This window comes from Oscillibacter sp. KLE 1745 (assembly GCF_000469445.2).
Taxonomy (GTDB): Bacteria; Bacillota; Clostridia; order Oscillospirales; family Oscillospiraceae; genus Oscillibacter; species Oscillibacter welbionis.
Map to the genome: position 1 here is coordinate 1 of NZ_KI271672.1, position 20,180 is coordinate 20,180.

Genomic DNA, 20,180 nt, shown 5'->3' on the forward strand with positions numbered 1-20,180 from the left:
CGAGAAGGGCCGACCCACCTACTACAAGAAGTAACTCCAGTATTCAGAGCAGGCAGAAAGACTTTCCGTTTTTCTGCCTGCTCTGGCTTTCCGAAGATGCCAGATTTCAGGTGTGCTCAGCAGACTCCCCGCTCTCCTCTCAGCGCGATGTATGATGACCGGGGTGTGTTTGACGCCTATCTGTTTTTAGATGCAAGCCCTGATATTGTTATGGTAGATCCCTGCATGATCTGCCCTCCTCCCGCAAGATTTTAGGTCGCAGGAATGGGTGACGCAATGGTGACATGGTTTGAAACCGGGGCTTGCCTGCACTCGAGAAGCAACAGCCGCGCCGGGGGGCCTCCGGCCATCGCGGATATATGGTTGGCCGCCCTCTGCCGGAGAACGGCTATGCGGCAACATTCGCAGGAGAACGCAAGATCTGCACATCTGCCACGGACAACATCATTGAGGTCAGCACCCATCCATCCGGCGTCGGTTTTGAGCGCGGCATTCTAGCGGTGACTCACAGCATCCGGAAATGCTATGCCCTTATTCCTGAGCTGCACAGAATTCTCCACGGCAAGCTGATTCCCTTCTGCACGATTGTTCAGTCGGTACCCAAAAACGCACCGAAAGCAGAAATTGCAGATGCGCTCTTGACTGCAGATACGGCAGGAAGCATTTTTAAGAACAGATAACCCCCAGACTGCTCTCCTTGTTTTTCTGCAGGAAGACGATCGATAATCATCGAACACACAATATCGCTGGGTGCCTATTGCGAAAAAACCGCTCCGCGCGGTACTGCGGCTTTTCCCTGCGCAGCTAATCAAGGTTATATTCAACAATTTGTGGCTGGGCAAATTTATTCCATATTGGCATCATAACGTTGAATGGTTTTTCCTTCTGAATAGACACATGTGTGGTTCTTTTCAAGCTGCGGGTTGGACAGCGCAATTTACTTCCATAAGCAGCTCAATGTTCTCTCTGGTATGACACCGCGGGAATACCGTGCCAATCACTCCACGCAAGTATGCGGTCCTTTGATAGGGCCGGCAGTATGACAACAGTTCATACAGTCCCTTCATCGTGTTTTGGCCGCCTTTTTACTTGGTTGTACCATGGGGCCCCGTATAAACTTTATTTTTATCCTCTTTAACCGCTCTCAATAGTATCCATCTCACAGCAAAGGAAGCCTGCCCCTTTCGGGACAGGCTTCCTCCTTCTCACAGAGCCTCCAGTTTCTGCGCATACGCCTCCCGGTTGATTTGTCGGCTCTTAAAAACTTGGAACCCCAATTTCCCCATCACGCCGGATAGGCCAGACAGGCAGCAGAAACAACCGCGCTTACGTTTCTCATCAGCCGGAATGCCCTGTACCTGCGGTAAAGACCGCTGCCGGGACGCCTCTGCCTCATGAACGCCGGGGCTGTCTCTTTCGCCTTTGTCACACTGCCGGATGGGACATCCCCCGCAGCTCCAATTTGTCAGTGGGCCGTTTTTCATAGCCGCAGACAAGGACCGCCGAAAATTAAAGATTTTCGGCGGTCCTTGGTGCGCCCAGCTGCATTCGAGGCAATGGTCTGCAAAGTTGGAGTTCTCAGTCCGTCAAAGAGAAACTCATTGGAGCACAAGGGGTTCCGTGGAGTTGCACAAATTTCGGCACATTGAGGAGAAGTACCCGGAACCGTTGCACCGCAACAGCTCCGGGTTATTTACAAATAGGTGTGAAACAGTCGTCCAGGCAATTTTTTTCAATCTCGACTCATTTATGCCCATGGAATCCAGTATTTCAAGTGCCGCAAAATGCATCACACATCACATGAAGAATAAAACGATCTTTTCACTGAAATTGGAATGCATCCGCTGTTACTCCACCTTTAGCATCCGGTACCCTACTCCAATGTGCGTCTGAATATATTGCGGAGAATCCGGATCCCGTTCTAACTTCTTGCGCAGGGTGGCCATATAGACCCGGAGAGATGCCACATCGTTTTCCCAACTCCTGCCCCAGATCTGCTGGGCGATGAAGGTGTGCGTCAACACTTTGCCCACATTCTTGCACAGCAGGCATAGCAGCTTGTACTCACTGGGCGTCAGATGCAGTTCCTCTTCGCCCAGAAACGCGCACCCCGCAGCATAATCCACCTTCAGCCTGCCGTTGGTGAATACAGCGCCTTCGTTCACCACTCCGGCCTGCAGGGTAGCCAGCCTGCGCTGGGTTACCCGCAGACGGGCCAACAGTTCCTCCACGGAGAACGGCTTGGTCAGATAGTCATCTGCCCCGGCATCCAGCGCCTCAATCTTATCCGTGTCCTCGCTGCGGGCGCTAATCACAATGATCGGCAGATTCGACCAGGTGCGGACACGGTGAATCACCTCTACGCCATCCAGATCCGGCAGACCCAAATCCAACAGCATGATGTCCGGATTGTGCGAACTGGCTTCCAGAATAGCGGATTCCCCGTTGGCCGCAGAGAGAAAACGGTAATCGTGCGCCCGCAGAGTCGTTGTGATCAGACTGCGGACAGGCGCATCGTCCTCCACGACCAAAATCAAGGGTTTATTCATGCAATTCAACCTCCTCAATTGGTATGGTAAACGTAAAAACTGTCCCATGGGGCGCGTGGTCAGCCACCGTGATCTCCCCGCCATGGGCCGTAATGATAGACTTGCACAGCGCCAGCCCCAGCCCCATGCTGCGACGGCTGTCGGCAATCCGGTTCGAGGCGCTGTAGAACATGTCAAAAACGCGGGGTTTTGCCGAGTCAGGAATGCCCGGGCCGTTGTCAGCAACCGACAGTGCGGCGAACCGCCCCTGCCGCTCCCAGCTAATCTCAATGTCAGAGCCAGGCGGCGTGTACTTGATCGCATTGTCCACGATATTGATGATGACCTGCACGATCAAATGCGCGTCCATCTGCGCCAGCAGGTACTCGTCGCCGCTCTGGATATGCAGATGGTGCTCCGCGCTTCTGCGGTTGATGTGCCGCAGCGCCTCAGCCACCACTTCACCTATCAGCTCTGTGGACAGGTGCAGATTCATCTGCCCTCCCTCCAGGCGGCTGACGGATAATAGATTCTCTACCAGATTGATGAGCCACATGGCGTCGTCATAAATATCCACATACATCTGATGCTTGGTCTTTGCGTCAAACATATCTCCGTTGGAGAGAAGGTTGCTGGCATTTCCGGAGATGGAGGTGAGCGGTGTGCGCAGGTCGTGGGAAATCGAGCGGAGTAGATTGGCCCGCAGCTGCTCGTTCTTGGCCAGGACCGCAGCCGCCTCTTTCTCCTCCAGGTTTTTCTGGTTTTCCATAGCGAGGGCGCACTCCCCCAGGATCGAGAGGAGCAGTCCGCCTTCAAAGGAATCCATCTCCTCGCCAGAGGCCGCGACGCCTATGACCCCATATACCTGTTCTGCGGTCCGGACGGCCAGATATGTGCAGCACGCATCCGAAAACGTCTCCGTCCCGGCGCCCGCCCGCTTGTTGTTGGTCAGAACCCACTGGGCCGCCTGATGCTCCGATGCGGCGGAGTATTTGCTTTCGGAAAACGCATCATCAACCGGAAAGATCTTCGGCGCGTCCAGCTGTCCCTGATCTGACCGATAGGTGACAATATCGCGCTGAAAAATCTTCAGCAGCTGCCGTGCGGTGACAGAAAGGATCTCGTCCTGGGTTCCGGCCTTCTGCAATTCCTGATTCGTTTCAAACAAAAGCTTGGTCCGCCATGCCAGCTGGGCTGAGTGCTTCGCCAGAGATTTCAGCTTGGCGGCCAGAGAGCCTGTAAGAAGGGATGCCAGAAACATGACCAAAAATGTGACCATATAGTCGCTGGCGTAGATATGCAGTGAAAATCTTGGCTCCGTAAAAAAGAAGTTAAACGCCAAGACGCCCACAACCGAGTTCAGAAAGCTGCAAACCGCGCTCTTTGTGAAGATAGAGGTCAGCATCACCCCCAGGATATAGACTGTGATGATATTGGCCTCGCTCAAGCCCAGATAATAGAAAATAAGGCCCACCAGCGTAGACAGCACCAGGAGCAGAGTGCTTTTCAGCAAATCCAGGAGGGGGACCGCGGGTGCATACAGCTCTTTTTTGTAATGGGAGGCAAACCGCCTTGCTGTTCCAGTGTCAGGAATGATGTGGATGTCCAGTTCCGGTGTGAGCTCAACCAGCCGTTCCGTCAGCGAGGGCTTCCAAAACAGGATGCGGTTGGAAGTCTCTCCACGGCCCAGCACAATCTTGGTCACGCCGGACAGCCTGGAAAATTCGGCGATCTGGTAGGCCACGTCATCGCCATATACCGTCTCGACGGATGCACCCAGTTGTTGAGCCAAACGCAGATTGGCCCTCAGACGGTTCCGATCCGGCTGCGGTATGGACTGAAAATTTTTTGTCTCAACAAACAGCGCCGTAAAGCCGCAGCGGAACGCGTCGGCCATCCGGGCAGCCGTTCGGATGACACGTTCATTGGAAGGTGCTGCGGAAAGGCAGACCAGGACATGCTCCCGGGTCCGGTACCTCTCTCCGCCCCGGCTCTTTTGTGTATCCAGAGCCGTCCGGTCCGCGCAGCGGCGAAGGGCAAGCTCCCGAAGCGCGCTCAATTTGGGCTGTGAATATTCAGACAGCAGATCCGTCCGGTCCTGCCGGATCAGGCGTTCCCGCAGGTCTTCCGGTTCACAGTCCACGAATTCCACGCGCGCGGCCTGATCGAACACCCTGTCCGGAATCCGCTCCTCGGCCGGAGCGCCCAAAATTTCGGAAACGGTGTCCTGAATACTCTCAATGTGCTGTACATCCAGCGTCGTATAGATATCAATCCCTGCCTGCAGCAGTTCTTCAATATCCTGGCAGCGTTTTCTGTGGCGGGAGCCGCCCGCGTTTTCATGAGAGAGCTCGTCGATCAAGAGAAGCCTTGGGCCGCGCTTCAGACAGGTATCCACGTCAAGCTCATAAACGGTCTTCCCCGCCTCCGAAAACGCTTTGAGCGGCAGCGTCTCAAAGCCATCCGCCAAGATCTGCGTCTGCGGCCATTGGCTGCAGGAGAGCAGGCCGACGGCAACATCCTCTCCAGCCCGCACGGCGCGGCCGGCAGCCTCCAGCATCCGGTAGGTCTTTCCCGTGCCGGAGAAATAACCGGCAAAAATCGTAAGGGATCCTTTCCGCCTCCGCTCTCCCCGTCCGACCTGCGCAGAAGTCTCCATATTACCGCCTCCCTTCAAACGGCTCTATTATAGCACGTTTCTACGGTTTCTGTTCACAAATTCTCTGAACAAATTCCGCAGCCAGGGAAGCAGATGTATTCTGTTTCAGCAATATCCTTTGCCGCCGCACGCTTGTGTCGATAGATGACAAGGTCGTGCAATCCTCCACCGCCCGGAAAGAAACCGGCGAAAACAGAAAGTCTCTGCTTTCAAACGCCGCTCCGCCCCCTGTCTCACCGGAGAGAATTGCAACGTCCACATTGCCTGTGCTGAGACATCCCAAAACCTCCGCTTCTCTTCCGAAGGACAGCTCACACCACAAGTCCGGGTGCTGCTCCTTAAGCGCCGACACAGTTTTAAAAACAGGCTGCATCACACAGGGGTCCGATGCCGCGATCTTCAAGCACTCGGCATGCTGCCGCCCCTCCTGCTCTGCCCGCGCCGCATTCAGAAACCTGTCAACCCTTCCCATCATCCAGAAACCGACCAGCGCAAACACGAGAAGGCCGCCAAGCAAAATCATATACTCCATCCCAACCTGTCCTTTCCATGCCTGGAGCCGCAGCCGCTAGATGTGGAAGCATTTTTGAACGTTCTGGTTTGTTCCCAAAACCAGCATGGTGCTGTTGGCCGGGAGACAGGTCTCCGGCGTAATGACCGTCATGGCGAAGTGTCCGTTCTGCTTGATGGCCAGTATGCTCACATGATGCCGTTTCCTGACATCCAACTGGCCGATGGTCTTGCCGACCCAGTTATCCGGAACCTGAATCTCAAAGATGGCATGATCGTCCCCCAGCGCGATATAGTCCGAAATATTATCCGAGCTGTATCGGATGGCGGTCCAGACCGCGATCTGCCGCTCTGGGTAGACGACCTCGTCCGCCCCGTTTCGCAGCAGGAATTTGGCCTGAATGTCCCGTGCGGCCCGGGCCACCACCTTTTTCGCCCCCGCCTCCTTCAGCAGGGAAGCCGTCTCCAGAGAACTCTGGAAATTATCGCCGATAGCGACGATACATACATCAAAGTTCCGCACCCCCAAAGAGGCCAAAAATTCCTCGTTTGTGCTGTCTCCGATCTGGGCGCTGGTCACATAGGGCAAAATCCGGTTGACTTTTTCCTCGTCCTGATCCACCGCCATCACCTGATGGTTCAATTCGTGGAGCTTCATGGCCACATGGCGGCCGAAGCGGCCTAAACCGATCAGCAAAATTGTCTTCATGTATTTCATCCTCTTTATTTACAGATTCACCCTACCGTAATCCGCTCCTGCGGCAGTCGGGCGCTGGAATTCTGGGTGCTGGAAAGGGCAGCGAATATCAGCGTCAGCCCCCCTACCCGTCCAAAGAACATCAGGCCGATCAAAATCAGGCGTGAGACCGTATGCAGCTGCGGCGTCAGTCCCAAGGACAGGCCCACAGTTCCGATGGCCGAAGCCGTTTCAAACAGGCTGTCCAGAATAGGCTGCCCCTCCATTCGGCTGATTACCAGTCCTCCGGCCAGAAACAGCCCCAGATACATCGCAAAAATTGTCGCCGCTTGGGAGATGGTCTCTTTGGAGATCCGGCGGTTAAAGAAATGCGGATACTCATTGCGCCGAAAAACCGCCAGCGCGTTCGCCAGAAGAACCGCCAGCGTTGTCGTTTTCATGCCGCCCGCAGTGGAGCCTGGCGAACCACCTATGAGCATCAGCATGGTGATAATCGTCTGCCCGCTTTCGCTCATAGCGGTCAAATCCGCCGTATTAAAACCCGCAGTTCGGGGCGTGACCGCCTGGAAAAAGGATAAGAGGAGTCGCTTCCCCACAGGCTCCCGCGCAAACTCGAACAGGAAGAAATAGATGCCGGGAAGCAGAATCAGACTGCCGGTGACCACCAGAATCACCTTGCTCTGCATCCGGTATCTGGTTATGTGCAGGCGGTTCGTACGGATGTCATCCCAAGTCAAGAATCCAATGCCGCCGATGATAATCAGCAGCGGGATCGCAATGGAGACCACCGGGTTGTCCGCGTAATCCACAAGAGACGAAAAGGGCTCCTTGATCCCCATCAAGTCGAATCCCGCATTGCAAAAGGCGGAAATAGAGTGAAACAGGGCATACCAAAGTCCCTTTATCAAGCCGAATTCCTGCCAGAAAACGGGGAACAGCGCGGCAGCCCCCAACAGCTCTACCACCAAGGCAGTTTTCAGGATAAAACCTGTCAGGCGCACGACCCCGCCCACATTCGGCGCAGCGATGGCCTCCTGCATCGTGCTGCGCTGCATCAGGCCGATCCGGCGCCCGGAGAGGATACCGAAAGCACCGGCCACGGTTACCACCCCAAGGCCCCCGATCTGGATAAGCAATACGATGATGAACTGTCCGAAATTCGACCAGTAAGTAGCAGTGTCGTGAACAACCAGACCTGTCACGCATACCGCCGACGTGGCAGTAAACAGAGCATCCGAAAACGGCGTGACAACACCTTCTTTTGTGGCAACCGGAAGCATCAGCAGGAAGCTCCCCAGCAGAATCACCAAGAGAAATCCGAATATGATGATCCGAAACGGAGACGACCAGCTTTTATGAAAAGGCCGCTGCGTAAGCCCCACCCCTTAATATGTCTTTATGGAGTCTTAATCACATTATCCACTTTTCGTCTTAAAGGGGCATTAATTTTTAAGGGCTCGTATTAAAATTGTATTAAGGTCCTCTTCACAGGTACCCAAACGCCAAGGCCAGCGGCAGTACAAGAACGGTGGAGCAAATACATACTGCCGACAGCGTCACCAGAGGCATCCCAATAAAAATCAATAGAAATCCAAGGATCTTGTGTTGAAGCAGGAAATGCTCCACGAGCCCATCACACATGCGCTCAAAATGCAGGAGCCTCGTTTTCCAGGTCATCATAATCATCCCTTCCTTTGGCCTTATCATACTGCTTTTCAGCTTAAATCGGGAAAAAGAAAGCGTTTCCCGTATTAAGGAATCATAAGAGGCTGAAAGGCGAACCGGATGTACCGGTCCGCCTTTCAGCCTTATTTCAGAATCTCTCGGTCATTGGTTGAGCGGGAACAGGACTTTCATCAGCACCTGCTCTGCCGCCTCGGAATGGTCTACACCGAAATAGATGCGGTGTCCTTCCTTGTCCAGCAGCTCAAATTGTCCGTCCTTACAGAAAAAGCGAATGTTCTCTTCCTCCAGAACACGATAGAGTGCTAAATGCCACTCGATCCAGTTTGGAACAGCTCCCTGGAGCATTGCATCTCTGAGCCATTCGAATTCCGGCAGAAATAGCCGCTTTCCCAAAAACATCCGCCACAGTTCGCATTTCTGCTGAAGCGTCAGTCCGGAAAGCCATCCGACCGGGTCCGCGCTCTCCTCTTCTTCAAGTGAGACATAGCAATAGGAGAGTGTCCGGTCAATTCTTGCCAGCCGCTGCTGTTCCAGAAAATCGGCGTACTCCCACTCCAGGGCCACGGCAGCAGACTTTTTCTCCACCGCGTCCAGCAAACGGAACATACAGTCCGCCGCCAGAGGATCCGGGAACTTCACGCAGAAGTACAGGTCTCTCAATTCCGCACATGGAATCCCGGAGACGTTCTTCTGCTGGATAGTGGGGGCTGTCCCCTCCTTTGTGAAGGACAGCTCGACCAGCTCATCCTGGCTTCCCATTCCAAATACCTGCACAGGCCATGCCTGATTGATCGCATAGATCAGCGGGCCGAAAATCTGTGCAAACTCCGCAACCGGGAACGTCAGCACCTCATAGCCGAACTGCAGGTACGGCTCCTCACTTTTGCAAAAGATTCTGGGACTCTGGCCGATCCAGTCCTTTATGGACTCCGCCAGGCAAATCATCAGCCACGCCGGGGTCTCGTTCGTAACAGTGACCTGCGGCTCATACCGCTTTTCCAGCGTTTTCTCAAAATGAAACTGCATACCAGTGTCCTCTGCCCAAGAAGGCATCCGGGGCCCGTGATTACTTGGAGATCTCGCCCACCAGGCCCATGGCCAGGGCGATGTCCAGATTCACGCCCAGCACGTTGACGGTCTCCTCTCCGAACACGCCCAGGGTCTTGCCCTTGGTGTTGTCGGCGATGATCTGGCGCACCTCATCCTCACTGAGGCCGGAAGCCTCCACAATGCGGGGAATCTGCACCTCCGCAGAGGCGGGAGAGATGTGGGGATCCAAGCCGGAGCCGGAGGCAGTCATCAGGTCAGTGGGGATATCCTCCCGGCTGACACCGGGATTCTTCTCCAGGAATTCCTCGATGTCCGCCTCCACCCGCTCCGTCAGGGCGGGGTTGGAGGGGGCGTAGTTGTTGGAGCCGGAGCTCAGGCCGGCGAATTCAGAACCGTCGTTGTAGTACTGCTCCACCTGGCCGTCGCCGTCGGTGTCCTCTTCATAGTAAGTATTGTAATTGTACGCGGAGGGACGGCACCACATAAAGTAATCCTCGGTGAAGTCCTGACCCACATTCTTGGCACCCACGGCAACGCCGTCCGCCGTCACCAGAGAGCCCTTGGCCTGGCTGGGGAAAATCACAGCGGAGAGGCCGCTGAGCAGCACCGGAAACACCAGGCCGCACAGCACCAGCAATACCACGGTGACCAGAACGGCCTGCCGGATATTGTGGCCGATGCCATGTTTCTTCTCGTTCATCATTCAGGTTCCTCCTTACATACCAAAGCCGAGGGCAGCCAGCACCGGGGCGATGATCAGGTCGATGATCTTGATGCCCACGAAGGGGGCGATGATGCCGCCCAGGCCGTAGATCATCATGTTCCGGCCCAGCATCTTCCCGGAGGACATGGGACGGTACTTGACGCCCTTCATGGCCAGGGGGATCAGGCAGGGGATGATAATGGCGTTGAAGATCAGCGCGGACAGGATGGCGCTGTAAGAGGTCGCCAGCCCCATGATGTTCAGCACGTTCAGCTCAGGAACAGCCAGCTTGAACATGGCCGGGATGATGGCGAAGTACTTGGCCACGTCGTTCGCGATGGAGAAGGTGGTCAGGGAGCCGCGGGTGATCAGCAGTTGCTTGCCGATCTCCACCACTTCCAGGATCTTGGTGGGGTCGGAATCCAGGTCCACCATGTTGGCCGCTTCCTTGGCGGCAGTGGTGCCGGAGTTCATGGCCAGGCCCACGTTGGCCTGTGCCAGGGCGGGGGCGTCGTTGGTTCCGTCGCCGGTCATGGCGACGATCTTGCCCTCGGCCTGCTCCTTCTTGATCAGGGCGATCTTGTCCTCAGGCTTGCACTCTGCCACAAAGCCGTCCACGCCGGCTTCCTTGGCGATGGTGGCCGCGGTCAGGGGGTTGTCGCCGGTGCACATGATGGTCTTGATGCCGATGGCCCGCAGGCGCTCGAACCGCTCCACCATGCCGGGCTTCACCGTATCCTTCAGGTAGATGACGCCCAGGACCTTGTTGTTCTCGCACACCACCAGAGGCGTGCCGCCCAGGGAGGAGACCTCCTCCACATGGGTGCGGAGATCCGCGGGGACCTTGCCGCCGTTTTCCTTCACATACTGCTCAATGGCGTCGCTGGCGCCCTTGCGCACCTTGGTGCCGTCAGGCAGGTCCACGCCGCTCATGCGGGTCTGGGCCGTGAACTCCAGGAAGCTGGAACCCGCGGGCTCCACGCTGTTATCGCCGAGGCGGCGGGCCAGCTCCAGAGTGGACTTGCCCTCCGGGGTGTCATCGTGGAGACTGGTGAGGGCCGCGCAGCGGATCAGATCGCTGCGGCTGGCGCCCTCCACCGGGAAGAAGTCGGCGGCCAAGCGGTTGCCGAAGGTGATGGTGCCGGTCTTATCCAGGATCATGGTATCCACGTCGCCGCAGGCCTCCACCGCCTTGCCGCTCATGGCAATGACGTTGAAGCGGGTGACACGGTCCATGCCCGCGATACCGATGGCGGACAGCAGGCCGCCGATGGTGGTGGGGATCAGGCAGACCAGCAGGGCGATCAGGGTGGAGACGGGGATCTGCACGCCGCTGTATACGGCGAAGGGATACATGGTCACCACCACGATCAGGAAGATGATGGTCAGGGACACCAGCAGGGTGTTCAGCGCGATCTCATTGGGGGTCTTTTTGCGGCTGGCTCCCTCCACCAGGGCGATCATCCGGTCCAGGAAGCTGTTGCCCGGCTCGGAGGTGATGCGGATCTTCAGCCAGTCGGACACCAGCGTGGTGCCGCCGGTGACGGAGCAGAAGTCGCCGCCGCTCTCGCGGACCACGGGGGCGGACTCGCCGGTGATGGCGGACTCATCCACGGAGGCGATGCCCTCAATGACCTCGCCGTCGCCGGGGATGACCTCGCCAGCCACCACCAGAACGATGTCGCCCTTTTTCAGCTCACTGGAACGGACGATGGTCTCGCTGCCGTCCTCATGGAGCAGGTGGGCTTCCGTGTCCTTCTGTGTCTTTTTCAGGCTGGCGGCCTGGGCCTTGCCCCGGCCTTCCGCCACAGCCTCGGCGAAGTTGGCGAACAGCACCGTGATGAACAGGATCACGCATACGATGATGTCGTAGATCCGCAGGGAGCCTGCGTCCACGTCCCCGAACAGGCCGGGGAAGAAGGAGAGCAGCAGGGTGATGAAGCAGCCGATCTCCACCACAAACATCACGGGGTTACGCATCATATAGCGGGGATTGAGCTTGACGAACGCGCCCTTCACCGCCCCCCGGAGGATCTCCGGGGTGATAAATTTCTTATTTTGTTTCTTACTCATATGAAAACGCCCTCCTTAGGCCCACAGGGTCAGATGCTCTGCGATGGGGCCAAGCGCCAGCGCGGGGAAGAAGGTCAGCGCTGCGAAGATGTAGACTACGAACACCAAGATCACAGCGAAGGACAGGGTGTCCGTGCGCAGGGTGCCCACGGTCTCGTTGACAAACCGCTTGCGCATCAGGGAACCGGCGATGGCCAGCTGGATCACGATGGACAGGTACCGGCCGAAGAACATGGCCAGGCCTGCGGTGATGTTCCAGAAGTAGCTGTTGTCTGCCAGGCCCTCAAAGCCGGAGCCGTTGTTGGCCGCGGAAGAGGCGTACTCATACAGCACCTGGCTCAGGCCGTGGAAGCCCGGGTTGGTGATTCCCTCCAGGCCGCCGGAGGTGGAGACCGCCAGCGCGGAGAAGAACAGGATCAGGAAGGGATGGATGATGATGCACAGCGCGGTGAGCTTCATCTCCCGGCCCTCGATCTTCTTGCCCAGGTATTCGGGCGTACGGCCAATCATCAGGCCACAGATGAACACTGCCAGGATGGCGTACATAATCATGTTCATCAGGCCGACGCCCTTGCCGCCGAAGACCACGTTCAGCATCATGTGCAGCAAGGGGATCATGCCGCCCAGAGGCGTCAGGGTATCGTGCATGTTGTTGACGGTGCCGGTGGTGAAAGAGGTCGTGGTGGTGGTGAACATGGCCGACTGGGCGATGCCGAACCGGACCTCCTTGCCCTCCATGCTGCCCATGGACTGATCCAGGCCGATCTTTGCCAGAGCCGGGTTGCCCTGGAGCTCCGACCAGTAGCACACGCCCAGGCCGACCAGGAAGATGATACCCATGGCCAGGAAGATCGTGCGGCCCTCCCAGCCGTAGATGGACGCCGTCAGGCTGTGGTCCTTCAGGCGGGGGCCCTGCTCAGCTCCGCCCGCAGACAGCTGGCCGGCGGATTCGCTGCCGGCCAGCGCCTTGTCGCCGGCGGCATCCTTCTTCTTGCGGCCGCGCACCATCTTGCCGAAGGTGATGACGCAGGCGCCGGGGAAGAGCATCATGGAGTACAGCTCGATCATGTCAGAGATGATCGTGGGGTTCTCCAGCGGGGTGGTGGAGTTTGCGCCCAGGAAGCCGCCGCCGTTGGTGCCCAGGTGCTTGATGATCTCAAGTGCGGCGATGGGACCCATGGCGATGGTCTGGAAGGTGCCCTCCAGCGTATTCACCACGATGTTGGCGTCGAAGTTCTGGGGCACGCCCTGCCACACCAGCAGCAGGCCGCCCACGATGGAGAACGGCAGCAGCAGGCGGGTGGTGATGCGGGTCAGGTCGGCGAAGAAGTTGCCCACGTCGTCCTTGGTCTTGCCGGTCAGCCCGCGGATGAACGCGATGCAGGCAGCGTAGCCACTGGCGGCAGAGACGAACATCATGAAGATGATGACCAGCATCTGGCTTAAGTAGCTCAGTCCGGACTCACCGGAGTAATGCTGCAGGTTCGTGTTGGTCATGAAGCTGATGATGGTGTTGAACGCCAGGGTCGGCTCCATGTTGCCGATGCTGTTGGGGTTGAAGATCCCGACGCTCTGAATGCGCAGGATCAGGTAGCCGATGGCTACCATGACGGCGTTGGTTCCCACCAGAGCCAGAGCGTACTGTCTCCAGTTCATACCCTGATGGGGATTCACGCCGCCGATTTTGTAAATGACGCCGTCCAGACGGTCAAAGACCGGGTCGGCCAGTGTGTGGTTCCATGTGGCGATATGATACATATACCGTCCAACCGGAATGACAATGATCAGAAAGATGATGATTGTCAGCGCCAGCTGCAACATATCGTATTCCTCCTATTTTCTGCGGTATCAGGCATCTCAGAAACGCTCCGGATGCACCAGCGCGTAAACGAGATAAGCGCCCAGCAGCAGAACGATAATTCCAAGTGCAATCATGGTTATGATCTCCTTTCTGCGCTTACGACTCCGGGTCGTCCAGCTGTTTCTGACACCAGCGGATCAGCAGCCATACCAGGCCGAAGCTGACCGCCAGGGTGCCTACCATCAATACATCCATCATCTTGAAAACTCCTTTCTTCTTTGGAGCTGCCCGCAGGCTGCACACATCATCGTCTCCGGAAGAGTCCGCCACGCGGCGATCCCAATGGCAGCAGCGGCGGCCACTTGAATCAGCAGATACTCCTTCATAAGATTCTCCTTTCGCTCCGGGTAGCAGGCACAGATGCCCCCTATTCTCCCGTTCGCGTTTTCTAGAATAGCGCAGCGCGTTATAAAAGGGGATTAAGAAATTTCTGGCGGTATTAACAAAACATTAATGAAAAACCGCCGTCCTGGACGTTCATTTCACGCCGTCTGTCCGAACTGCGGGCAGGGTGAACCGGAAGGTTGTCCCCGATGGCGCGTGGTCGGAGACGGTGATCGTCCCCCCGTGGGCATTGACGATAGACTGGCAGAGATGCAGTCCCAGCCCCAGTCCCCGCTTGCTGTCAGGCTTTCCCTGCTCCGCGGTATAAAACAGATCGAACAGGTGCTTTTTCGCCTCATCCGGGATCCCGGGGCCATCATCAGAGACGCTGATCTCCACCCAGTCCTTCCTGCGGGTCCCGCTCAGAATGATATGGGAGTCCTTGGGCGTATATTGGATCGCATTGTTCATCATGTTGATGATGACCCTCTGAATCATCCCCGCGTTCATGGACGCCATGAGCGTCTGGTCCTCCAGATCAACTGAGATGTGGTGGTCCCTTGCCCGCCGGTCCAACTGCCGGACAGCACTTTGAAACAGATCCTCCAGCAGTTCGGGAGCGGTTTTCAGCTTGGTCCTGTCAGTTTCCAGCTGTGTGGCTGCCAGCAGATTTTCCGTCATGTTGATGAGCCAGTTCGTGTCATCGTCAATCGCGGTATACAGCTGCTCGCGCACTTCCGGCTTGAGCGTCTGATCCTTCCCCATCAGGATGCCCACACTGCCGTTGATATTGGTGAGCGGTGTGCGCAGATCGTGTGAGACCGCCCGGAGCAGATTGGCCTGGAGGCTCTCCCGCTGGGTCTGGAGCGCGATCTGGTTCCGCTCCTCCTCCAGACGAATACGCTCCTGGCTGAGGCCGCACTCTCCCAGGAGTGCCACCATCAGGTTTTTTTCAAAAGCGTCCGGGACCACATAACCAGCAATGGGAACTCCTACGATCCCCATCACGCCGCGGGTGCCCCGCACGGAAAGAAACAGCCATTTTGAGTCCGGAAGCGTATTCGTGGTGGCGCCGGCGTGCTTGTTGTTTTTCTGCACCCATTTGGCGACGCCGATCTCTTCCGTGCTCAGCTTTTCCAGAAGCGTGTGTTCGTCCGCCGGCTCGATCCGGAAGTCCAGCTCCTTGTCGGCGTCGTTCAGGGCATAAATGACCGGCCGGTCAAACATGCGGCTGAGCTGCTCCGCCGTCAGGCGCAGACAGTCCCACTCCGTCCGGATGGTCTGCAGCTTTTGGCTGCTTCCCAGCAGCAGCTCCGTATAGTAGCTCTTTTCCGCCGCCATGCGGGCCTGCTCCTTCACGCGGCTGGCCAGAGAGCTGGCGATGATGCTGGATGAGAGCATAATCAGGAACGTGACGGGATAGCTGGGCCCGTCAGCCTGGAGGGTGAAGCGCGGCTCGGTAAAAAAGAAGTTGAACGCCAGCACGCTCAGCAGGGAGTTGGCTGCTCCATACAGATGCCCGCTGGTGCTGACTGCTGTCACCAATACGCCCAGAATGTAGATCGTGATGATGTTGGATTCGCTGAAGCCCGCCCAATCAAAGGCAAACCCCACCGCTGTGGAGATCGCCAGGCACAGCAGCGTGACCACGGCGTCTCTCCAGGAAAAGCGGACTCTGGACTTCCGGAGCTTTCCAAGGGGCTTTTTATAGAGCGGCTGGCGGTCCGGAATGATATACACATCCAGGTCCGTCCGCTCGATCAACCGGTCGGCCAGACTTTTCTGCCCGATCCAGGGGTGCTGCCGGTGATTCACGCGCCCCATGACGATTTTCGTGATACCGCTGACCCGGGCGTACTCCGCGATCTGTTCCGCCGGGTCCGCGCCATAGACGGTGGCGATCTGTGCGCCCAGCTGTTCCGCCAGGCGCAGGTTGCTCCGCAGGCGTTTGATATTCTCTCCGGACAGCTCCTTGGTCTCCGGTGTCTGGACAAAGAGCGCCGTGAAGCCGCTGTGGAACGCCTCGGCCATCCGGGCGGCCGTGCGGATCACCTTGGCGTTGGAGGGGGCTGAGGACAGGCAGATCAGAATATGGTCTCCCGCCCGCGCGGCCTTCCCCTTTTTCTCCTGGACCGCCGTGCGGTTGAGCTGGTCCGCTGTCCGGCGCATGGCGATCTCCCGCAGGGCCGTCAGATTCTCGGCGGTAAAAAAATTCTCCAGCGCCTGCTTCGCCTGGCGCTGCCGGTAAATCTTCCCCTCCTCCAGCCGCTTTTCCAGGTCAGCGGGCGCAATGTCCACCAGTTCCACCTGGTTGGCGCGGTCAAACACGTGATCCGGGATCCGTTCGTTCACCACGATCCCTGTGATGGAGGTGACAAGATCGTTCAGAGATTCCAGGTGCTGCACGTTTACTGTGGTATAGACATTGATCCCCGCCTGCAGCAGCTCCTCCACATCCTGATACCGCTTGGTGTGGCGGCAGCCCGGGGCGTTGCTGTGAGCCAGTTCATCCACCAGGATCAACTGTGGTCTGCGCGCCAGGGCTCCGTCCAGGTCAAACTCCCGCAGCCGGATCCCCCGGTAGTCCACCTCCCTGCATGAGAGGACCTCCAGCCCTTCCAGCAGCGCCAGTGTATCCGGCCTGGCGTGGGGCTCCACATAGCCGACCACCACGTCGACGCCTTCTTTCTGCGCCTGATGGGCTGCCTCCAGCATAGCGTAGGTCTTGCCCACGCCTGCCGCGTACCCGAAAAAGATCTTCAGTCTTCCGGTGCCTCCGGTCTCCGCCTCTCCGTACCGGGGGGAATAGGGAGTGCTGTTCTCTGTTTTTTCCATATATCTTCATCTCCCATGATTCTGGATCGGAATTCAACAGCCTTATCCTATCATGCAGGATACCATAATTATATAAGTATTTCGCCCACAGCATTAAGATTGGATTAAGAGGCGTGTAGGCGGCGTATATCCCAGCTTTCGCATTTCCTTTCTGGAGCCCATTCAGAAGCTCCGCCCCCACCTCACACGCAATGAAATGGAATCTTAATGCCCGCTGAGCAGAACTTAATCCCATTTTAATAAATCACAGCCCATAATATGGGCAAACCAGCGCTCGATTCAATTACGATGTGAAGATGGAGGAGACATGATCGAATTTGAAGACGTTCGCATCGCCTACAAAGATAAGCCTGTGTTGGACGGTGTTTCGCTGACAATCCATGACCGCGAATTTTTCGTTTTGATCGGTTCCAGCGGATGCGGCAAGACCACCCTGCTGAAGAGCATCAACAAGCTGCTTCCCCTGCGGGGAGGCTCGCTTTCCATCGACGGCATTCCCGTAGAACAGATCAAGGTCCAGGACCTTCCCAAAAAGGTTGGATATGTGGTACAGTCGGGCGGCCTGTTCCCCCACCTGACGGTGGAAGAAAACATCGCCCTCACCATGCAGATCGCCCGTTTTTCCAAAGAGGCCATCCGGGACCGGGTCGATAAGATGCTGAAGATGGTCAATCTGGACCCGGAAATCTACCGGGGCCAGTACCCATCCCAGCTCTCCGGCGGTCAGCAGCAGCGGGTGGGCATCGCCCGGGCTTTTGCCGCCAATCCGCCCATCGTCCTGATGGATGAACCTTTCTCCGCCCTGGATCCCATGACCCGGGCGGAGCTGCAGAACGAAATCCATGATCTGCAGACCAAGGCGCAAAAAACGGTGGTCTTCGTCACGCACGACATGGACGAAGCCATCAAGCTGGCCGACCGCATCTGCATCATTCAGGATGGAAAAGTCGCCCAGTGTGACACCCCGGAAAACATTCTAAAGCACCCTGCGAACCAGTACGTCACAGAGTTCATCGGCGCCAACCGGCTGTGGGCCAACCCGGAATATATCCGCGCAGCGGACATCATGCGCCGCCGTCCCTTCACTATTTCAAAGGGGCGCACCGTCATCCAGGCCCTGCAGATCATGAGGCACAACAGCGTGGACAGCCTGCTGGTGCTGGATAAGGGGCAGACGCTCCTGGGTGTCGTCTGGCTGGAGGAGCTGATCGGAAAGCGGGAGGCCGACCCCATAGAATACTACATATCCGATGATTACATCGCCGTGGAGGGGGAAACTTCCCTGAAAGAGATCATCGCCACCATTGATTACGATGTGTCCGGCATTATTCCCGTGATCCAGCATGACCGGAAGCTGCTCGGCTATTTGACGAAGAGCATCATTCTGGCCACCATGAGCAAGCAGTTCGTTCCGGAACATACCGCCGGAGAAAGGAGCGGAGTGATATGTCCCGCTACACTTTGATGGATTATTTCTCCATTTATGTGGAGGAGTGGGACAGTCTGCTGGAGGAGTTTCTCCGGCACCTGGCCATGACCAGCTTCTCCGTGGTGCTGGCCCTGATCATCGCCGTTCCCCTCGGCATCTTCATCACCCGGAACAAAGCGGTATCCAATGTGGTGATCGGAATCGCCAACGTGATGCAGTCCATCCCCTGTATGGCGCTGCTCGCCATGGGCATTCCCTTTCTGGGCGTGGGTGAGACGCTGGCCATTTTCATGGTATTCGTCTATGCGTTCCTTCCCATTTTGAAAAATACATATACCGGCATCTCCGGCATTTCCCCCGTTTCCATGGAAGTGGCCCGGGGCATCGGCCTGACCCGGATGCAGCAGCTGCGCCGGGTGGAGCTGCCCATGGCCATGCCGTACATCATGTCCGGCATCCGCATCGCCGCGGTGAGCTCTGTGGGCACCATGACCATCGCCGCCTTCGCCGGTGCCAACGGCCTGGGCTCCTTCATCCAGCTGGGCATGAACTCCCTGAATTACCCCATGACGATCATGGGAGCCGTGGCCGCCGCGCTGATGGCACTGACTCTGGATTTCCTCCTGGGCCGCGTGGAGCGGGCCTTCACCAGCGAGGGACTGCTGCCTCAGGACCAGATCAAAAACCTGAGCCTGTCGGTCCGGTCCCGCCGGAAGGCGATGGCCGCCGCGCTGTGCGGAGCCCTGCTGGTGGTTTCTGTGGCATCCTACGCCTCTATCATCGCATGAGTCCTCTGTGAGGCAGATTCGATATCTCAACCATATCAACACCCTATTCTGAAAAGGAGTCTATTTGTATGAAACACTTGAAACGATTCACCTGTATGGCGATGGCCGCCGCCATGGCCCTCTCTCTGGCCGCCTGCGGCGGGACCCCCTCTGATGCGGGCGGCAGCGGGTCCGAAGCTGGCAGCGGCGATCAGAAAACCATCGTAGTGGGCACCTCCAACTTCACCGAGGTCAACATTCTGGGCGAGATCTACACGGAGCTGATCGAGGCAAACACCGATTATGAGGTGGAACAGCGCTTCGGCCTATCCGGCGCGGCCATGTGCTTTGACGCCCTGGAGCAGGGCAGCATCGATATGTTTGTGGAGTATACCGGAACGGCGCTGCTGAACCTGCTGGCCCAGCCTATGGACACCGATAAGGACCGGGTGTGGCAGACCGTTCACGATCTGATGCTGGAGGATCACGGGATCCAGACCTCCAACCCCCTGGGCTATAACAACACCTATGTGATGAGCGTCAAGCCCGAGACTGCGGAGAAATATGGCCTGACCTCTCTGTCTGACCTGATTGAAAAGTCCCCGGAGCTGCGTCTCGGCTGCACGGTGGAGTTTATGGACCGCGAGGACTGCCTGCCCCTGCTGGAGAGCAAGTACGGCACCGCTTTCCAGGACGTGAAGGGCCTGGACGCCAGCCTGCGCTATACCGCCATTGAGAACGACGAGGTGGACGTGGTGGACGCCTTTGCCACGGATGCTCTGCTGTCCAAGCTGGGCCTCACTATGCTGGAGGACGATCTGAGCTTCTTCCCGCCTTACTACGCTGTGAACTTTGTGGATGCCGAGCTCCTGGAGTCCGACCCCGAACTGGCCGAGGTGCTGTCCAGACTGGACGGTGCCATCGACGAGGCGACCATGGCTGCCATGAACGCCCAAGTGGACGTGGACGGCATGAGCGCCCAGGAGGTGGCCCACCAGTTCCTGGTGGAACACGGCCTGGTGACTGAGTAAGATCAAGTTGTGGAGAAGCCCTGGCAC

At 57.3% G+C, this 20,180-nt stretch carries 17 protein-coding genes; 4 read left to right on the top strand and 13 right to left on the bottom strand.

From position 1 onward, the window contains the following. Positions 1 to 302: 302 nt before the first annotated feature. Positions 303 to 680 (top strand): hypothetical protein, encoded by a 378-nt coding sequence (locus HMPREF1546_RS01645; RefSeq protein WP_147629863.1) that lies wholly within the window; start codon positions 303 to 305, stop codon positions 678 to 680. Between the two features lie 1,167 nt (positions 681 to 1,847). On the opposite strand, the gene HMPREF1546_RS01650 is transcribed toward HMPREF1546_RS01645, so the two are convergent. From HMPREF1546_RS01650 to HMPREF1546_RS01700, 13 genes are all read right to left on the bottom strand, one after another. Further along, positions 1,848 to 2,549, bottom strand: a complete 702-nt coding sequence (locus HMPREF1546_RS01650; RefSeq protein WP_021750429.1) for a response regulator — start codon at positions 2,547 to 2,549, stop codon at positions 1,848 to 1,850. After that, positions 2,542 to 5,187, bottom strand: coding sequence for a sensor histidine kinase KdpD (locus tag HMPREF1546_RS01655; RefSeq protein ID WP_021750428.1), 2,646 nt, complete (start codon positions 5,185 to 5,187; stop codon positions 2,542 to 2,544). The genes HMPREF1546_RS01650 and HMPREF1546_RS01655 overlap by 8 nt, the downstream gene beginning before the upstream one ends. 40 nt (positions 5,188 to 5,227) lie before the next feature. Next, positions 5,228 to 5,719: a hypothetical protein gene (locus HMPREF1546_RS01660; RefSeq protein ID WP_021750427.1), complete on the bottom strand. Its 492-nt coding sequence runs from the start codon at positions 5,717 to 5,719 to the stop codon at positions 5,228 to 5,230. Between the two features lie 36 nt (positions 5,720 to 5,755). Beyond that, positions 5,756 to 6,406: a TrkA family potassium uptake protein gene (locus HMPREF1546_RS01665; protein ID WP_025543703.1), complete on the bottom strand. Its 651-nt coding sequence runs from the start codon at positions 6,404 to 6,406 to the stop codon at positions 5,756 to 5,758. Between the two features lie 26 nt (positions 6,407 to 6,432). Next, positions 6,433 to 7,725 (bottom strand): TrkH family potassium uptake protein, encoded by a 1,293-nt coding sequence (locus HMPREF1546_RS01670; RefSeq protein WP_287227952.1) that lies wholly within the window; start codon positions 7,723 to 7,725, stop codon positions 6,433 to 6,435. A 154-nt stretch (positions 7,726 to 7,879) separates the two neighbouring features. Beyond that, positions 7,880 to 8,074 (bottom strand): hypothetical protein, encoded by a 195-nt coding sequence (locus HMPREF1546_RS01675; protein ID WP_025543705.1) that lies wholly within the window; start codon positions 8,072 to 8,074, stop codon positions 7,880 to 7,882. 147 nt (positions 8,075 to 8,221) lie between these two features. Beyond that, positions 8,222 to 9,106, bottom strand: coding sequence for a hypothetical protein (locus HMPREF1546_RS01680; RefSeq protein WP_025543706.1), 885 nt, complete (start codon positions 9,104 to 9,106; stop codon positions 8,222 to 8,224). Positions 9,107 to 9,146: 40 nt separating this feature from the next. Next, positions 9,147 to 9,833 (bottom strand): K(+)-transporting ATPase subunit C, encoded by a 687-nt coding sequence (gene kdpC, locus HMPREF1546_RS01685; protein ID WP_021750422.1) that lies wholly within the window; start codon positions 9,831 to 9,833, stop codon positions 9,147 to 9,149. 12 nt (positions 9,834 to 9,845) lie between these two features. Further along, the gene (kdpB, locus tag HMPREF1546_RS01690; protein ID WP_021750421.1) at positions 9,846 to 11,906 is read right to left on the bottom strand and encodes a potassium-transporting ATPase subunit KdpB; all 2,061 of its coding nucleotides are present in this window, start codon (positions 11,904 to 11,906) and stop codon (positions 9,846 to 9,848) included. Positions 11,907 to 11,921: 15 nt separating this feature from the next. Beyond that, the gene (locus HMPREF1546_RS01695) at positions 11,922 to 13,727 is read right to left on the bottom strand and encodes a potassium-transporting ATPase subunit KdpA (protein WP_021750420.1); all 1,806 of its coding nucleotides are present in this window, start codon (positions 13,725 to 13,727) and stop codon (positions 11,922 to 11,924) included. 36 nt (positions 13,728 to 13,763) lie between these two features. Further along, on the bottom strand, positions 13,764 to 13,841 hold the full coding sequence (gene kdpF, locus HMPREF1546_RS19815) for a K(+)-transporting ATPase subunit F (RefSeq protein WP_081692053.1): 78 nt from the start codon (positions 13,839 to 13,841) through the stop codon (positions 13,764 to 13,766). A gap of 120 nt (positions 13,842 to 13,961) precedes the next feature. After that, entirely contained in the window at positions 13,962 to 14,093 is a 132-nt protein-coding gene (locus HMPREF1546_RS19460) for a hypothetical protein (RefSeq protein WP_021750419.1), read from the bottom strand. Between the two features lie 151 nt (positions 14,094 to 14,244). Next, positions 14,245 to 16,926 carry a sensor histidine kinase KdpD gene (locus tag HMPREF1546_RS01700; protein ID WP_021750418.1) on the bottom strand — a complete coding sequence of 894 codons (2,682 nt, stop codon included), beginning with the start codon at positions 16,924 to 16,926 and terminating at the stop codon, positions 14,245 to 14,247. 307 nt (positions 16,927 to 17,233) lie between these two features. Between HMPREF1546_RS01700 and HMPREF1546_RS01705 the strand changes: the two genes are divergently transcribed. The 3 genes from HMPREF1546_RS01705 to HMPREF1546_RS01715 all read left to right on the top strand — a co-directional run bounded on the left by HMPREF1546_RS01705 (position 17,234) and on the right by HMPREF1546_RS01715 (position 20,153). Next, positions 17,234 to 18,391, top strand: a complete 1,158-nt coding sequence (locus tag HMPREF1546_RS01705) for an ABC transporter ATP-binding protein (RefSeq protein WP_021750417.1) — start codon at positions 17,234 to 17,236, stop codon at positions 18,389 to 18,391. Next, on the top strand, positions 18,373 to 19,143 hold the full coding sequence (locus HMPREF1546_RS01710) for an ABC transporter permease (RefSeq protein WP_025543709.1): 771 nt from the start codon (positions 18,373 to 18,375) through the stop codon (positions 19,141 to 19,143). The genes HMPREF1546_RS01705 and HMPREF1546_RS01710 overlap by 19 nt, the downstream gene beginning before the upstream one ends. 68 nt (positions 19,144 to 19,211) lie before the next feature. Then, the gene (locus HMPREF1546_RS01715) at positions 19,212 to 20,153 is read left to right on the top strand and encodes a glycine betaine ABC transporter substrate-binding protein (RefSeq protein ID WP_025543710.1); all 942 of its coding nucleotides are present in this window, start codon (positions 19,212 to 19,214) and stop codon (positions 20,151 to 20,153) included. Positions 20,154 to 20,180 lie beyond the last annotated feature (27 nt).

Coding starts and splice junctions, on each gene's coding strand:
- HMPREF1546_RS19460 (WP_021750419.1), bottom strand. CDS start 14,093: ATGAAGGAGTATCTGCTGATTCAAGTGGCCGCCGCTGCTGCCATTGGG.
- HMPREF1546_RS01660 (WP_021750427.1), bottom strand. CDS start 5,719: ATGGAGTATATGATTTTGCTTGGCGGCCTTCTCGTGTTTGCGCTGGTC.
- HMPREF1546_RS01680 (WP_025543706.1), bottom strand. CDS start 9,106: ATGCAGTTTCATTTTGAGAAAACGCTGGAAAAGCGGTATGAGCCGCAG.
- HMPREF1546_RS01710 (WP_025543709.1), top strand. CDS start 18,373: ATGTCCCGCTACACTTTGATGGATTATTTCTCCATTTATGTGGAGGAG.
- HMPREF1546_RS01695 (WP_021750420.1), bottom strand. CDS start 13,727: ATGTTGCAGCTGGCGCTGACAATCATCATCTTTCTGATCATTGTCATT.
- HMPREF1546_RS01715 (WP_025543710.1), top strand. CDS start 19,212: ATGAAACACTTGAAACGATTCACCTGTATGGCGATGGCCGCCGCCATG.
- kdpF (WP_081692053.1), bottom strand. CDS start 13,841: ATGATTGCACTTGGAATTATCGTTCTGCTGCTGGGCGCTTATCTCGTT.
- HMPREF1546_RS01705 (WP_021750417.1), top strand. CDS start 17,234: ATGATCGAATTTGAAGACGTTCGCATCGCCTACAAAGATAAGCCTGTG.
- HMPREF1546_RS01665 (WP_025543703.1), bottom strand. CDS start 6,406: ATGAAGACAATTTTGCTGATCGGTTTAGGCCGCTTCGGCCGCCATGTG.
- HMPREF1546_RS01700 (WP_021750418.1), bottom strand. CDS start 16,926: ATGGAAAAAACAGAGAACAGCACTCCCTATTCCCCCCGGTACGGAGAG.
- HMPREF1546_RS01675 (WP_025543705.1), bottom strand. CDS start 8,074: ATGATGACCTGGAAAACGAGGCTCCTGCATTTTGAGCGCATGTGTGAT.
- HMPREF1546_RS01655 (WP_021750428.1), bottom strand. CDS start 5,187: ATGGAGACTTCTGCGCAGGTCGGACGGGGAGAGCGGAGGCGGAAAGGA.
- kdpC (WP_021750422.1), bottom strand. CDS start 9,833: ATGATGAACGAGAAGAAACATGGCATCGGCCACAATATCCGGCAGGCC.
- kdpB (WP_021750421.1), bottom strand. CDS start 11,906: ATGAGTAAGAAACAAAATAAGAAATTTATCACCCCGGAGATCCTCCGG.
- HMPREF1546_RS01650 (WP_021750429.1), bottom strand. CDS start 2,549: ATGAATAAACCCTTGATTTTGGTCGTGGAGGACGATGCGCCTGTCCGC.